This window comes from Mesorhizobium sp. ORM8.1 (assembly GCF_053005525.2).
This window is the reverse complement of record NZ_CM132600.1, coordinates 3594846-3609785: the sequence shown is the minus strand read 5'-3', so window position 1 is coordinate 3609785 and position 14940 is coordinate 3594846. Positions and strand designations below refer to the sequence as shown.

General features: G+C 63.5%; 11 protein-coding genes. 5 read left to right on the top strand and 6 right to left on the bottom strand.

Going from position 1 to position 14940, the window contains the following annotated elements; translation table 11 throughout:
* Complete coding sequence (locus ACVDG8_RS18020; protein ID WP_447255881.1) at positions 1-2073, bottom strand: hydantoinase/oxoprolinase family protein; 2073 nt, start codon at positions 2071-2073, stop codon at positions 1-3.
* Positions 2074-2293: 220 nt separating this feature from the next.
* On the opposite strand from ACVDG8_RS18020, the gene ACVDG8_RS18015 reads away from it, so the two are divergent.
* The 5 genes from ACVDG8_RS18015 (at position 2294) to ACVDG8_RS17995 (ending at position 9097) form a co-directional block, all read left to right on the top strand.
* Positions 2294-3121 (top strand): ferredoxin--NADP reductase, encoded by an 828-nt coding sequence (locus ACVDG8_RS18015; RefSeq protein ID WP_447255880.1) that lies wholly within the window; start codon positions 2294-2296, stop codon positions 3119-3121.
* A 207-nt stretch (positions 3122-3328) separates the two neighbouring features.
* Positions 3329-4381: a deoxyribose-phosphate aldolase gene (gene deoC / locus ACVDG8_RS18010; RefSeq protein ID WP_447255879.1), complete on the top strand. Its 1053-nt coding sequence runs from the start codon at positions 3329-3331 to the stop codon at positions 4379-4381.
* A 164-nt stretch (positions 4382-4545) separates the two neighbouring features.
* Entirely contained in the window at positions 4546-6921 is a 2376-nt protein-coding gene (locus ACVDG8_RS18005) for an aldehyde dehydrogenase family protein (RefSeq protein ID WP_447255878.1), read from the top strand.
* Between the two features lie 365 nt (positions 6922-7286).
* The gene (locus tag ACVDG8_RS18000) at positions 7287-8018 is read left to right on the top strand and encodes an SDR family oxidoreductase (protein ID WP_447255877.1); all 732 of its coding nucleotides are present in this window, start codon (positions 7287-7289) and stop codon (positions 8016-8018) included.
* Positions 8019-8251: 233 nt separating this feature from the next.
* On the top strand, positions 8252-9097 hold the full coding sequence (locus ACVDG8_RS17995) for a fumarylacetoacetate hydrolase family protein (RefSeq protein ID WP_447255876.1): 846 nt from the start codon (positions 8252-8254) through the stop codon (positions 9095-9097).
* Between the two features lie 263 nt (positions 9098-9360).
* Here the strand turns inward: ACVDG8_RS17995 and ACVDG8_RS17990 are convergent, their stop codons facing one another.
* From ACVDG8_RS17990 to ACVDG8_RS17970, 5 genes are all read right to left on the bottom strand, one after another.
* Positions 9361-10359 carry an ABC transporter ATP-binding protein gene (locus ACVDG8_RS17990; protein ID WP_447255875.1) on the bottom strand — a complete coding sequence of 333 codons (999 nt, stop codon included), beginning with the start codon at positions 10357-10359 and terminating at the stop codon, positions 9361-9363.
* 15 nt (positions 10360-10374) lie between these two features.
* The gene (locus tag ACVDG8_RS17985; protein WP_447255874.1) at positions 10375-11436 is read right to left on the bottom strand and encodes a Gfo/Idh/MocA family protein; all 1062 of its coding nucleotides are present in this window, start codon (positions 11434-11436) and stop codon (positions 10375-10377) included.
* 220 nt (positions 11437-11656) lie between these two features.
* Positions 11657-12496 carry a carbohydrate ABC transporter permease gene (locus tag ACVDG8_RS17980; RefSeq protein WP_447255873.1) on the bottom strand — a complete coding sequence of 280 codons (840 nt, stop codon included), beginning with the start codon at positions 12494-12496 and terminating at the stop codon, positions 11657-11659.
* Positions 12497-12504: 8 nt separating this feature from the next.
* The gene (locus ACVDG8_RS17975) at positions 12505-13434 is read right to left on the bottom strand and encodes a carbohydrate ABC transporter permease (protein WP_447255872.1); all 930 of its coding nucleotides are present in this window, start codon (positions 13432-13434) and stop codon (positions 12505-12507) included.
* Positions 13435-13658: 224 nt separating this feature from the next.
* Positions 13659-14918 (bottom strand): ABC transporter substrate-binding protein, encoded by a 1260-nt coding sequence (locus ACVDG8_RS17970; protein WP_447255871.1) that lies wholly within the window; start codon positions 14916-14918, stop codon positions 13659-13661.
* Positions 14919-14940 lie beyond the last annotated feature (22 nt).

Below are 14940 nucleotides of genomic sequence, written 5' to 3'. Positions count from 1 at the left end.
TCAGGCCTCGCCGATGTCGATGATGATGTTGCCGTCGGCATCCGAACGCGCGTGGTCGCCGGGTTCGAGCACGGTGGTGGCGTCCATCTGCTCCAGGATCGCCGGCCCTTCGATGACCGAGTCGAGCGGCAGTTTTTCACGAACATAGACCGGCGTGTCGTGCCAGCGGCCGGCATACCAGACCGGTCGGATCTCGCGCCGCGCTTCATCAAGTGTGGCCGCGCGCCCGGCCGGATCGATCAGCCGCGACAGGTCGATCTGCGGCCGCACCCCGGTGACCGAGGTGTTGAGGTTGACGAGGTTGGCGCGGATCTCCGGCAGCTCGACCTTGAAGCGCGCGAAGTAAGCTTTTTCGAACAGCTGCTGCAGCGTTTCTCGTGAAACCGATGACGACGGCAGCGGCACGTTGATGATGTGCGTCTGGCCGACAAACTGCATGTCGGCGGAGTGGGTGACGCGGATTTCCTCCGGCTTCACCGCTTCCTTGGCAATCAGCGCTTCACCTTCGTTTAGGTGCCGTTCCAAGACGGAATGGATAAGGCTTTCGTCAAGCCCGCCCACCGGTTGGTTGATGGTGTTGACGAAGTCGTGCCGCAGATCGGCGACGACGCAGCCTAATGCGTTGGTGATGCCTGGCCGCGCCGGCACCAGCACTCTGGGCAGGCCGAGCTCGCGCGCAAGCGCTGTCGCATGCAGCGGTCCGGCGCCGCCGAAGGCAAACAGCGCGAAATCGCGCGGGTCATGGCCGCGCGACACCGAGACCATGCGGATGGCGCCGGCCATCTTCATATTGCCCAGCCTGAGCACCGCGCCTGCTGCCTCGACGCCGGAAAGGCCGGTGCGTTTGCCGATCTTGTCCTCGAAGATACCGGTGACGCGCTCCACGGTAACCGGATTGTCGACCGCGAGCAGCTTCTTCGGCGCCAGCCGCCCAAGCACCAGATTGGCGTCGGTGATGGTCGGCTGCGTGCCGCCGCGCCCGTAGCAGATCGGGCCGGGATTGGCGCCGGCGCTTTCCGGGCCGATCTGGATCAGTCCGGCCGCGTCGACGCGCGCGATCGAGCCGCCGCCGGCGCCGACCGTATGCACCGCCACCATCGGCACGTGGATCGGCATCGCATATTCGATCTCGATCTCATTCGACACGGCGGGCTCGGCGTTGCGGATCAGCGCCACGTCGGTCGAGGTGCCGCCCATGTCGTAGGTGACGAGGTCGCCGAAGCCGGCGCGTTTTCCGCTGTAGGCGGCGGCGATCACACCGGAAGCCGGGCCCGACATGACGGTCTTGGCCGATTCCAGCGTGACGAAGCGGGCCGAGATCATGCCGCCATTGCCGTTCATGATCAGGAAGTCGCGCGCATAGCCTTGTGCCGCGAGTTCCTTGCGCAGCCGCTCGACATAGCGTTCGAGGATCGGCTGCACCGAAGCGTTGACCGCCGCCGTCACGCCGCGCTCGAACTCACGTGCTTCCGAAAGCAGCGCATGTCCGGCGGTGATGTGGCCGTTCGGCCAAAGCTCGGCGGCGATCTCGACCGCGCGCCGCTCATGCGCCGGATTGGCGTAGGAATGCAGGAAATGGATGACCAGCGACTCGCAGCCGGCGGCAAGCAGCGTCCTCACCGCATCGCGCATCTCGGCTTCGTCGAGCGGAATGCGGACCGGGCCGGACGCCTCGACCCGCTCCGACACTTCCAGCCTGAGATCGCGCGGGATGATCGGCACGAAGGTTCCCGTCATGCCATAGGGTTGCGGCCGGGTGCGCCGTCCAAGTTCGATCACGTCGCGAAAACCGCGCGTGGTGATCATGCCGGTCCTAGCCAGACGCCGTTCCAGAACGGCGTTGGTGGTGGTCGTCGTGCCATGCACGATAAGGTCGATGCCGTCGATCGGGAAACCGGTCGCGCCAAGCGCCGAGACCACGCCGAATGCCTGATTTTCAACCGTCGTCGGCGTCTTGGCGATATGCACCTTGCCGCCCGCCTTGCCGTCGATCAGAAGCAGGTCGGTAAAAGTTCCGCCGACATCGATGCCGGCCACAACGCTTCCAGCCGCCGCTGAAAATTTCTCATTCATTGCCGAAACCCGAAATGCCAGGACTAAGGATATGCCTTGGATTGGAAAGCTGTTTTACGCCACGATCTTGACCTGAATATCATTTGTATACTAATAAGTTTCTGACACAAGAGCTTACCGCTTGGCAGTGTGTGAAGAGCACGTTGGGACCTGACCGTTCGGACGCGCAGGAGAGAATTTGGCGCCTGAGCGTTTCGCCGGCGTCGGAAAGTTGGGTTTGATGAACACCACATCCACGTTGAACGTCGCCGGCGCCCGGCCGCTGCAGTTCCCGATCCCGGCCAATGTCTATGCCGAAACCGTGGTGTCGGTGAAGCATTACACCGACCGGCTTTTCTCGTTCCGCATCACCCGGCCGCAGTCGCTGCGCTTCCGCTCCGGCGAATTCGTCATGATCGGCCTGCCCAATGCCGAGAAGCCGGTCTTCCGCGCCTATTCCGTCGCCAGCCCGGCCTGGGACGAAGAACTCGAATTCTTCTCGATCAAGGTGCCTGACGGTCCGCTCACTTCCGAGCTGCAGAAGATCCAGGTCGGCGACACCGTCATCATGCGCCAGAAGTCGACCGGCACGCTGGTGCTCGACGCGCTGACGCCAGCCAAACGTGTGATCATGATCTCGACCGGCACCGGCATCGCGCCCTTCGCCAGCCTGCTGCGCGATCCCGATACCTATGAGAAGTTCGACCAGGTCATCCTCACCCACACCTGCCGCGACAATGCCGAGCTCATCTACGGCCAGGAACTGGTGGCGGCGCTCGAGAGCGATCCGCTGATCGGCGAGCTGACCGGCGGCCGCGTCACGCTCTACAATTCGACGACCCGCGAGGAGTCGGCGCGCATGGGCCGCATCACCGCGCTGATCGGCTCCGGCAAGTTCTACGCCGATCTCGGCATCGAGAAGCTCAATCCGGAGACCGACCGCATCATGATCTGCGGCTCGATGCATATGCTGAAGGACGTCAAGGAACTCGCCGAGAGCCTTGGCTTCCAGGAGGGCTCGCTCAGCCATCCGGCAAGCTTCGTCGTCGAGCGCGCCTTCGTCGGCTGAGGCCTGCTCCTCACTTCGATAAATCGAGTTTTTGACCTTCCGGTCAAAAACTAGCTGCTTTCGCGGCCTTTTTCGGCTATCCCTTGCTTGAGGACTCGTGAAGCGTAACTTCGCGGGCTATCCTTGTGCGTGTCGCCCGCAAGTGTGGAGCGGGTTGCGACGCGCGTCAGGACATAAAGCGCACGTCGCTGAATGAAAGGGCAGGAGATGAGCACGATCCGCGAGGCTGGCGCAGGTGCCGGTGCGTCCAAGGTGATGCCGCTGCCGGCGCGCGCCGCCGCCAACACGCCTGTGCTGAGCGAGCATGGCATTGCCCGCAACCCCGGCATGAAACTCGACCTCGGTTTCCTGGAATCGGTGCGCAGCGTCAACCGTTCGGCGCTGGAGCGCCGTGTCGCCACGCTGACCAAGCGGCGCTCGATCAAGGCCGACAACCAGGCCGCCTGGCTGTTGCGCGCGATAGCCTGCATGGATCTCACCACGCTGAACTCCAACGACACCGACGAGCGCGTGCGTCGGCTCTGCGCCAAGGCGATCAACCCGTTGCGCCGCGATATCATGGAGGGTCTGGGCATATCAGGCGAAACCATCCGCCCGGCAGCCGTCTGCGTCTATCACCCTTTTGTCGCCACGGCGGTCGATGCGGTGCGCGGCACCGGCATCCATGTCGCCGCGGTCTCCACTGCCTTCCCGCACGGGCTTGCACCGCTTTCGACCCGCCTGCAGGAGATCGAGGCCTCGGTGAAGGACGGCGCCGACGAGATCGACGTCGTCATTCCGCGCGGCCTGGTCTACGGCGCCAAATGGCGCGAGTTGTTCAACGAGATCGTCGCCATGCGCGCCGCCTGCGGTGACGCGCATCTCAAGGTCATCCTCGGCACCGGCGACCTCGCCACGCTGCGCAATGTCATGCTCGCCTCGATGGTGGCGATGATGGCCGGCGCGGACTTCATCAAGACGTCGACCGGCAAGGAAAGCGTCAACGCCACGCTTCCCGTCGGTCTTGCCATGGTGCGCGCCATCCGCGCCTATTTCGAAGAGACCGGCTACCTCATCGGCTTCAAGCCGGCCGGCGGCATCTCGACCGCCAAGGTCTCGCTCGACTGGCTGGTGCTGATGAAGGAGGAACTTGGCCGGCCATGGCTGGAACCGGACCTGTTCCGCTTCGGCGCCTCCAGCCTGCTCACCGACATCGAACGCCAGCTCGAACACCATTTGACCGGCCACTATTCGGCCAACCACCGCCACGCGATGGCGTAGCTCCCACCCTCCCCCTTGTGGGGAGGGTCGCCGCGCAGCGGCGGGGTGGGGGTCGAAAGAACAAACGGCCTGTCCAATGAACGAAATCATCAGCCAGTTACCCCCACCCAGATCGGCTTTGCCGATCGACCCTCCCCGCAAGGGGAGGGTGAAGGAGGCACCACATGAACATCCTCGAACGCTATCACGCCATGGAATACGGCCCGGCGCCGGAAGCCCGCAACGAGGCGGACGCCTGGCTCGCCGCCCGCGATTTCTCCAAGGCGCTGTTCATCGACGGCGCCTGGAAGGCAGCCGCAAGCGGCAAGACTTTCGAGACCAGCGACCCGTCTTCCGGCAAGCTGCTGGCCAAAGTGTCCGACGCCGGTTCCGCCGACATCGACACGGCTGTCGCAGCGGCGGCCAAGGCGCTGCCGAAGTGGAGCGCCTCCTCGGGCTATGCCCGGGCAAAAGTGCTCTACGCCGTCGGCCGTGCCATGCAGCGCCACCAGCGCCTGTTCGCGGTGCTGGAATCGATCGACAACGGCAAGCCGATCCGCGAAAGTCGCGACATCGACGTGCCGCTGGCGATCCGCCATTTCATCCATCATGCCGGCTGGGCGCAGGCGCTCGAGAAGGATTTTCCCGATCACAGGCCGGTCGGCGTCGTCGGCCAGGTCATTCCGTGGAATTTCCCGCTGTTGATGCTGGCCTGGAAGATCGCGCCGGCTCTGGCCGCCGGTTGCACGGTGGTGCTGAAGCCGGCCGAGTTCACCCCGCTCACCGCCATCCTGTTCGCCGAAATCTGCGAGCGCGCCGGCGTGCCCAAGGGCGTCGTCAACATCGTCCAGGGCGGACCGGAAGCGGGCGCGGCCATCGTCAACCATCCCGGTGTCCAGAAGATCGCCTTCACCGGCTCGTCCGAGGTCGGCAAGATCATCCGCAAGGCGACGGCAGGATCGGGCAAGAAACTGTCGCTCGAACTTGGCGGCAAATCGGCCTTCATCGTCTTCGAGGATGCCGATCTCGACAGCGCCGTCGAAGGTCTCGTCGACGGCATCTGGTTCAACCAAGGCCAGGTCTGCTGCGCCGGCTCGCGCCTGCTGGTGCAGGAAGGCATTGCCGAGGCCCTGATCGCCAAGGTCAAGGTCAGGATGAGCCGGCTGCGCGTCGGCAGCCCGCTCGACAAGAACACCGATATCGGCCCGCTGGTCGACCGCACCCAGCTCGATCGCGTCAAGGGCCTGATCGCCGAGGGCGCCAGGCAGGGCGCCGACTGCTGGCAACCGGACGCCACGCTGCCGGCCACCGGCTATTATCATCTGCCGACGCTCGCCACAGGTGTCTCGCCGGCTAACATTCTCGCGCAGGAGGAAGTCTTCGGACCGGTGCTCGCCACCATGACCTTCCGCAACACCGAGGAAGCGATCGAACTCGCCAACAACACGCGCTATGGGCTGGCTGCTTCCGTTTGGAGCGAGAACGTCAACCTCGCCCTGCATGTCGCGCCGCAATTGAAGGCCGGCGTGGTGTGGGTCAACGGCACCAACATGTTCGATGCAGCCTGCGGCTTCGGCGGCTACCGCGAAAGCGGCTATGGCCGCGAGGGTGGCCGCGAAGGCATGTTCGAATATCTGGCCGTGAAGCTTCCCGCGGGTCCGGTCATCAAGCCGGCAGCCGCGGGTTCAGCCCAACCGGTCGAGCAGGCCGATGGTTCGGCCATCGATCGCACGGCAAAGCTGTTCATCGGCGGCAAGCAGGTGCGCCCGGACGGCAACTATTCGCTCGGTGTCGCCACCGCCAAGGGCAAGCTTGCCGGCGAAGTCGGCCTCGGCAACCGCAAGGACATCCGCGATGCGGTTTCGGCCGCGCGCGCCTGCAAAGCCTGGCCGGAGGCGACGCCTTATAATCGCAGCCAGGTGCTGTACTATCTCGCCGAGAACCTTTCCGGTCGCGCCGGCGAGTTTGCCGCCCGGCTGACCGAACTGACCGGCGCCAACGCCAAGGCCGCGCGGGAAGAAGTAGAGCTGTCGATCGAGCGCCTCTTCCTCTATGCCGGACTTGCCGACAAGTTCGAGGGCCGCGTGCACCAGCCGCCGGCCCGCGCCGTCACGCTTGCGCTGCACGAGCCGGTCGGCGTCGTCGGCATCGTTGCGCCGGATAACCAACCGCTGCTCAACTTCATCTCGCTGGTCGCACCCGCGCTTGCCTTGGGCAATACGGTGGTGGCTGTTCCGTCGGAGCGTCATCCCTTGCTCGCCACCGACCTCTACCAAGTGATCGAATATTCCGACGTTCCGGCCGGCGCCATCAACATCGTCACCGGTCGTACGGCGGAGCTTGCCGGCGTGCTGGCCAAGCATGACGACGTCGACGGGCTCTGGGTGTTCGCCGATGCCGAAACCTGCGCCAAGGCGGAGGCCGAGTCCATCGGCAACCTCAAGCGTGTCTGGACGGGCAATGGCCGTAGCCTCGATTGGGCCTCGGACGGTGCTGCCGGTGAGGCGATCCTGCGCCGCGCCATCGAGGTCAAGAACGTCTGGGTGCCCTACGGCGACTGATCGCCTTGAGGCATCTGAACGAACCCGGCAGGATGTTTTATTGTCCTGTTGTCGTACATGTCGTTGCATCCGGGCAAGCGATATGCGTTCAAGCAGCTATCGCGAAGGTGAACGCGTTCGGGCTTGACGCTCGTGCGCTTGCTCTTTAACGAGAAAAAACATCTTTATTGTGAAGCCGACAGGCCGCATGATGCTGGCGTCTGGCACACGACGCTGCTACCGGCCACCGATAAAGGGCGGATGCATGAGAGCAATTCCAGGAAAAGTGCAAAGCGGTTTTCCGTCCGGAATTGCGTAAAAACAACGAGGTAGAGCGGTTCGCCGTTTCCATGAAACGGTAAAACGCTCCAGGCGAGGAGACAAGCGTGGCGGATCTGGCAGGCAAGGTGGCCGTCATCACGGCAGCGGCGCAAGGCATCGGGCGGGCGAGCGCGCTGGCCTTCGCCAAAGCGGGCGCCATAGTCCATGCCACCGACATCAACGAGCAAGCGCTGGCCGAGCTCGGTAAGACGCCGCGAATCAAGACCCGCAAGCTCGACGTGCTCAACGACGAGGCCGTCGCTGCCGCTTTCGCCGAAATCGGTCGCGTCGACGTGCTGTTCAATTGCGCCGGCTTCGTCCATTCGGGCTCAATCCTGGAAATGAAGGACGAAGACCTCGATTTCGCTTTAAACCTCAATGTCCGCGCCATGATCCGCACGATCCGCGCCGTGCTGCCCGGCATGTTGGAGCGCGGCGACGGTTCGATCATCAACATGGCGTCGCTGGCAAGCTCGCAGAAAGGCGTGCCGAACCGCTTTGCCTATGGCCTGACCAAGGCGGCGGTGATCGGCCTGACCAAGGCGGTCGCGGCCGACTACGTCGCCAAGGGCATACGCTGCAACGCCATCTGCCCGGGCACCGTCGAAAGCCCGTCGTTGCAGGATCGCATGCACGCACAAGGCGATTACGAAGCCGCCCGCGCGGCCTTCATCGCCCGCCAGCCCATGGGCCGGCTCGGCACGCCGGAAGAGATCGCCGATCTCGCCGTCTATCTGGCCGGCGCCACCTACACATCGGGGCAGGCCTATAACATCGACGGCGGCTGGTCGATCTGAGTTCTGCAGGAAGAAATGCTCGGCGCTTGCTGCGGGTAAGATCGATGGCTAGAGCAATTCCAGGAAAAGTGTGAAACGGTTTTCCGTCCGGAATTGCTCCAAAACAAAGGAGATAGAGCGGTTCGCCGTTTCCATGAAACGGTAAAACGCTCTACGGTCCATTCGGTACCGACGGAAGCGCTACCATAGCGGATTATTGCAAACGGCCTTCGGGCTGCAAGATGGAGAAAAAGATGAAGTTGTTGCGCTATGGCGAAGCTGGCAGCGAAAAGCCCGGCTTGCTCGATGCGGATGGGACGATCCGCGATCTTTCGGCTCACGTCGCCGATATCGCCGGCACCGCGCTTCATCCGGCCTCGCTGGAGATGATCGCCAAACTCGATCCGAAATCGCTGCCGGCGGTATCGGGCAAGCCGCGCATGGGCGCCTGCGTTGCCGGCACGGGAAAATTCATCTGCATCGGCCTCAACTATTCCGACCACGCCGCCGAGACCGGCGCCACCGTGCCGCCGGAGCCGATCATCTTCATGAAGGCAAGCTCGGCGATTGTCGGGCCGGATGACGACGTGCTGATCCCGCGCGGCTCGCAAAAGACCGACTGGGAGGTCGAGCTCGCCGTAGTCATCGGCAGAAAAGCCAAATATGTCAGCGAGGACGACGCGCTGGATTATGTTGCCGGCTATTGCGTCGCGCATGATGTTTCCGAGCGTGCCTTCCAGGCCGAGCGCCAGGGTCAGTGGACCAAGGGCAAGTCCTGCGACACCTTCGGCCCGACCGGCCCGTGGCTGGTGACCAAGGACGAGGTCTCCGATCCGCAGAACCTCAAAATGTGGCTGACCGTCAATGGCAAGACCATGCAGAACGGCTCGACCAAGACCATGGTCTATGGCGTCAAATATCTGGTCTCCTACCTCAGCCAGTTTATGTCGCTGCATCCAGGCGACATTATTTCGACAGGCACGCCGCCCGGCGTCGGCCTCGGCATGAAGCCACCGGTGTTTTTGAAGGCGGGCGATGTGGTCGAGCTGGGCATCGAAGGCCTGGGCCAGCAGAAGCAGACGTTTAAGGCGGACGTTTAGGCACTACTTCTCCGTCCTCTTCTTGTGGAAGTTCGGGAGGTGGAGACGGCTTCGCGCCTTTCCTCTCCCCGTCGATCGGGGAAGAGGTCGAGCGAAGCTCGACGGAGTGGGGGTCGACTGCTCGGCGAGACTGGTCTGGGCGCGCACTGGGTCGTGCCTGCTTTTCGGCGGCTGCGCTTGGGGCACCCGGCTTCCCCCACTCCGTCGCCGCTTCGCGGCGCCACCTCCCCCTCCGGAGGGAGAGGAAAGGAGCGCCGGCGTATCTACTTCAGCACTTTCCCATCAGCCCCAAACCGGTACGTCTTTCCCGGTTCCGGCGTCGCATAAAGCGTCGCGCCGGGCTCCGCGTCATACACCCCGAAAATACGCACGGTGATCAGCCCGGCCCTCTCGCAGTCGAGATAGAGGTTGGTGTCGGCGCCGAGATGCTCGGCATGCACCACCGTGCCCTTCCAGGCGCCGGACTTCGTGTCGACCGTCAGATGCTCGGGCCGCACGCCGATGGTCTTGGCCGCCTCGCCAAGCCTGGCGCCGTCGATGAAGTTCATCTTCGGCGAGCCGATGAAGCCGGCGACGAACTCGTTTGCCGGCGAATTGTAAAGTTCCATAGGTCCGCCGATCTGCTCGATCCGGCCGGCGTTGAGCACGACGATCTTGTCGGCCAGCGTCATCGCCTCGACCTGGTCGTGGGTGACGTAGATCATCGTTGCCTTGAGCCGCCGGTGCAGCTGCGCGATCTCCAGCCGCGTGTTGACGCGCAGCGCCGCGTCGAGGTTCGACAGCGGCTCGTCGAAGAGAAACAGTTTTGGCTCACGCACCACGGCGCGGCCGATGGCGACACGCTGGCGCTGGCCGCCCGACAATTCGGCCGGTCGCCTTTCCAGATAGGGTTCAAGCGACAGCATGGATGAGGCAATGCCGATGCGACGTTCGATCTCGGCGGCCGGGGTGCCGGCCTGCTTGAGGCCCAGCCCCATATTGTTCTTCACCGTCAGATGCGGGTAGAGCGCATAGGTCTGGAACACCATGGCGATGCCGCGCTTGGCAGGTGGCGTGATCGAGACGTCCGCGCTGTCGATCAGCACGCGACCGGAGGTCGAATCCTCCAGCCCGGCGATCACCCGCAGCAACGTCGACTTTCCGCAGCCGGAGGGGCCGACGAAGACGACGAATTCGCCGTCGGTCACCTCCAGGTCGATGCCTTTCAGCACCTCGACCGGCCCGAAGGCCTTCTTCACATTCTCGATCTTCAGCGAGCCCACGGCGTCGTTCCTGTTCTAGAGTTTCACAGCGTTGCCGCTGCGCACGCTCTCGTCGGCCGCAAGGCAGACGGCGAGCGATTTCACGGCATCGTCCATGTGGCGGGTGAGGTCGATATCCTCGCGGATGGCCTTGAGCAGGAAGGCCTGCTCGGCATCGCAGAGTTCCTGATGGCCGGGCTCGCCTTCCATCGAGAGCAACTGATCTTCCTTGGCGAACTTACCGTCCGGCCCCGTCGCGGCGCTGTGCAGGCGGATGGTCGAGGTCTTGGTGTGAGTGTCGATGTCGTCGGACTTCACACCTTCCTTCATCACGATCGACACGCAGCCCCTGGGCGAGATCACGTCCTTCACGAAGAAGGCCGTCTCCGAAATCATCGGCCCCCAGCCGGCCTCGTACCAGCCGACCGAGCCGTCCTCGAACAGCACCTGCAAATGGCCGTAATTGTACATGGTGGGCGCAATCTCGTCGGTCAGCCGCACCCCCATGCCGCGCACTTCGACCGGACGCGCATCGGTGATCTGCAGCATGACGTCGAGATAATGCACGCCGCAGTCGACGATCGGCGACGTCGTCTGCATCAGCTGCTTGTGCGTCCCCCAGGTATGGCCGGAGGATTGCTGATTGAGGTTCATGCGGAACACGTATGGCCCGCCAAGCTTGCGCGCTTCGGCGATCAACCGCATCCAGGACGGGTGGTGGCGCAGAATATAGCCGATCACCAGCTTCCTGCCGTTGGCCTTGGCAGAGTCGACGACGCGTTGCGCGTCGGCCACCGTCGTCGCCAACGGCTTTTCGACAAAGACATGGCAGCCGGCCTCGAGCGCCCGCACCGCATAATCGGCATGGCTGTCGGAATAGGTGGCGATCGCGGCGACATCCGGTTTTTCGTCGCGCAGCGCATCGTCGAACGAGCGCCTGATGCCGTAGCCGTCGAGCCCCTCGGGCAGCGGCACATCGGAGCGGTTGATCAGCGCGGCGATCTCGAAACCCGGATTGTTGTGATAGGCGAGCGCATGGCTGCGGCCCATATTGCCGAGACCGGCGACGACGACGCGAAGGGGTGTTTTATCGCTCACCTAACCACTCCAAACATTCCAATTTTTCTTGAGAGGGTGTCACCCCGCTCGGCGCTTCGCGCCGACCTCCCCATCAAGGGGAGGTAGGGCGTTAGCGCGAACTCAAACCAGTGGCGGTCAAGAACAAAGCGGCGACCTGCTACCTCCCCTCGATGGGGAGGTCGGCGCGCAGCGCCGGGTGGGGTGGAGCGCAGCACGGCGGAGAGTTGGCGAACACCGCTCACTTGACGGCTCCCGACGTGATGCCGCGGATCAGCTGCCGCGAGAAGATGACATAGAGGATCAGCACCGGCAGGATCGCCAGCGAAAGCGCCGCCAGGATCGCGTTCCAGTTGGTGACGAACTGGCCGAGGAAGAGCTGTGCGCCGAGCGTCACCGTCTTGGTCTCTTCTGACGGCGCCAGGATCAGCGGGAACCACAGATCGTTCCAGATCGGGATCATGGTGAAGACGGCGACCGTCGCCATGGAGGGCCGCACCAATGGCAGCACCAGCCGGAAGAAGATCGTGTATTCCGACAGCCCGTCGATGCGGCCGGCATTCTTCAGATCGTCGGACACCTGCTTCATGAATTCCGACAGGATGAAGATCGCCAGCGGCAGGCCCTGCGCGGTGTAGACCAGGATCAGCGAGGTCAGCGTGTTGACCAGCCCGCTCGCCACCATCAGCTGCAGGATGGCGACGGTGGCGAGGCGGATCGGGATCATGATGCCGAGCGCCAGATAAAGCCCCATCAGCGTATCGCCGCGAAAGCGATATTCCGAAAGCGCGAAAGCGGCCATGGCGCCGAACAGAAGCACGAAGAACAGCGATCCGACGGTAACGACAAAGCTGTTCTGGAAATAATGGATGAAGTCGCCCTGACCGATCACTGTCGTGTAGCCGATCAGGTCGAAGGTTTTTGGCGTCGGCGGCGTCAGCGGCGCGCCGAAGATGCCGGCGCGGGATTTGAAAGAGTTCATGATGACCAGGATCACCGGAAACAGCGCGATCGCCGTGTAGGTCAAAAGGATCGCGTGGGCGCCGATGGTGCGGGGAAGGGAGCGGGTCGCTGTGCTCATGGCGCGCCTCAGAACTGGTAGCGACGCAGGCGCGTCTGGACGAGGAACAGGTAGACGCAGACGCCGCCGAGGATGATCAGAAACATCATCGTGGCGATCGTCGCGCCCATGTTGGGATCGCCGACCTGCAGCTGGAAGCCGAAGAAGGCGCGGTAGAGAAAGGTGCCGAGGATGTCGGTCGAATAGTTCGGCCCGGCGAGCGCGCCTTGCGCGGTGTAGATCAGGTCGAAGGCGTTGAAATTGCCGACGAAGGTCAGGATCGAGATGATGCCGATCGATGGCAGGATCAGCGGCAGCTTGATTTTCCAGAATTGCGCCATGCCGGTGATGCCGTCGCATTCGGCGGCCTCGATGACTTCCTCGGGGATCGACAGCAGCGCGGCGTAGATCAGCATCATCGGGATGCCGACGAACTGCCACACCGAGACCAGGCTGAGCGCGGTCAGCGCATACTGCTCCTTGCCGAGCCACGGCGTGAACAGGCTTTTCAGCCCGACGAAGTCCATCAGGTGCGGCGCCACGCCCCACAGCGGCGACAGGATCAGCTTCCAGGCGAAGCCGACGATGACGAAGGACAGGATCGTCGGCACGAAGATCGCCGTACGGTAGAACACGGCAAACCGCAGCCTCGGGCTGGAGAGCAGTGCGGCCAGAAGCACGCCGATCGGGTTCTGCACCAGCATGTGGATGATGAAGAACCAGACATTGTTCCTCAGCGCGTTCCAGAAACCCACCGACCAGTTGGGGTCGCCGAACAGCGTGCGGAAATTGCCAAGCCCGACGAAGACCTGCGATTCGCTCACATTGCGGAACAGCGAGAGCTGCAGCGTGCCGGCGAGCGGCAGGATCATGATGGCCGTGTAGACCAGCACCGCCGGCGCCAGGAAGACGCCGATATGCCAGCGAAACGGTCTTTTCGGTCGTATTTCTGCGGCCATGAGTTCGGTCCCCGCCGTCTCTCGGTTCCAGGTCAAATGATGCTAGCTGACGCCTCGATGCACGGCTTGATTGTCCCCGCCAGGTGAGGACAAGGCCTGCGATTGTCCGGCTTCGTCTTCCCCGCCAGATAAGGGTAGGACCGAGAGGCTGCGCCGACAATCGTTATCTCAAAACAGGTAGTGCGCCGGCCGGGCGAGCGCCCGGCCGGCCTGTTGTCGAGGTCTTACTTCGCCGGCTTGTACCAGCCGTCGAGACCGGTCTGCAGCTTCTTGGCGGCAGCTTCCGGCGTGTCGGTTCCGTTGATCACGTTGGCCGATTCAACCCAGGTCTCGTTCTCGAGGTTCGGCGTGCCGCGCGACAGGATCTGGTAGGTCGAGCGGATCGTCGACTTGCACTTGCCGCGCCAGGAGACGAATTCCTGTGCCAGCGGATCTGCCATCTTCACCGGCGCGGAGTTCAGGCTGAAGAAGCCCGGCAGCGCGTTGGCGTAGATGGTGGCGAAGTCCGGCGAGGCGACCCAGGACAGGAAGGTCTTGGCCGCGTCGGCATGCTTCGACGCCGCATTCAGGCCCATGCCGATATCGGTATGGTCGGAGATGTAGCAGGTGTCGCCGGCCTTCTCGACCGGCGGCGGGAAGGCGCCCATCTTGAACTGCGCCTGGGTGTTGAACAGCCCGATTTCCCACGAGCCGGCCGGATAGATGGCGGCGCGGCCGAGCGTGAACAGGTTCTGGCTGTCCGGATAGGTCTGCGCCTCGAAGCCGTCGCCGAGGTAAGGCTTCCACTTGGCCAGTTCCTCAAAGGGAGCGACCCAGTCCTTGTCGGTCAGCTTCTGGTCGCCCTTGATCAGCGCGGCGCGGCCTTCCTCGCCCTTCCAGTAGTTCGGGCCGATATTCTGGTAGCCCATGGTCGCGGCTTCCCAGAGGTCCTTGGTGCCCATCGCCATCGGGATGTAGGTCCCGTCGGCCTTGATCTTGTCGAGCACGGCGAAGAACTCGTCGCGCGTCGTCGGCACTTTTAGGCCGAGCTTGTCGAAGGCGTCCTTGTTGTAGATGAAGCCGTGGATGACCGAGGCCATCGGCACGCAGAAGCTCGTCTTGCCGTCGTCGGTCTGCCAGGCGGACTTGGCCACGGGCGAGAAGTTCTCCATGCCGGGCAGCGTGGTCAGGTCGGCAAGATTGCCCTTCTTGAACAGCTCAAGCGACTTGTCGAAGGGGCGGCAAGTGATCAGGTCGCCTGCCGAGCCGGCGGCGAGCTTGGCGCCAAGCGCGGCGTCATACTCGGTCGGGGCCGAAGGTGCGAACACCACCTTGATGCCGGGGTTCTTGGCTTCGAAAGCCGGGATCAGCTTGTCCTTCCAGATCGCAAGGTCGTCGCCGCGCCAGCTCTCGATGTTGAGCGTAACGTCATCGGCCAGCGCGATTCCCGTGGTGCCGAGAATGCTTGTGCCGAGCAGCAGTGCCGTCAGTAGTTTAGTCGTCATGTTCAGTCTCCCTGTTGACCTT

Coding starts and splice junctions, on each gene's coding strand:
- ACVDG8_RS18020 (WP_447255881.1), bottom strand. CDS start 2,073: ATGAATGAGAAATTTTCAGCGGCGGCTGGAAGCGTTGTGGCCGGCATC.
- ACVDG8_RS17980 (WP_447255873.1), bottom strand. CDS start 12,496: ATGAGCACAGCGACCCGCTCCCTTCCCCGCACCATCGGCGCCCACGCG.
- ACVDG8_RS17975 (WP_447255872.1), bottom strand. CDS start 13,434: ATGGCCGCAGAAATACGACCGAAAAGACCGTTTCGCTGGCATATCGGC.
- ACVDG8_RS17970 (WP_447255871.1), bottom strand. CDS start 14,918: ATGACGACTAAACTACTGACGGCACTGCTGCTCGGCACAAGCATTCTC.
- deoC (WP_447255879.1), top strand. CDS start 3,329: ATGAGCACGATCCGCGAGGCTGGCGCAGGTGCCGGTGCGTCCAAGGTG.
- ACVDG8_RS18015 (WP_447255880.1), top strand. CDS start 2,294: ATGAACACCACATCCACGTTGAACGTCGCCGGCGCCCGGCCGCTGCAG.
- ACVDG8_RS18005 (WP_447255878.1), top strand. CDS start 4,546: ATGAACATCCTCGAACGCTATCACGCCATGGAATACGGCCCGGCGCCG.
- ACVDG8_RS17995 (WP_447255876.1), top strand. CDS start 8,252: ATGAAGTTGTTGCGCTATGGCGAAGCTGGCAGCGAAAAGCCCGGCTTG.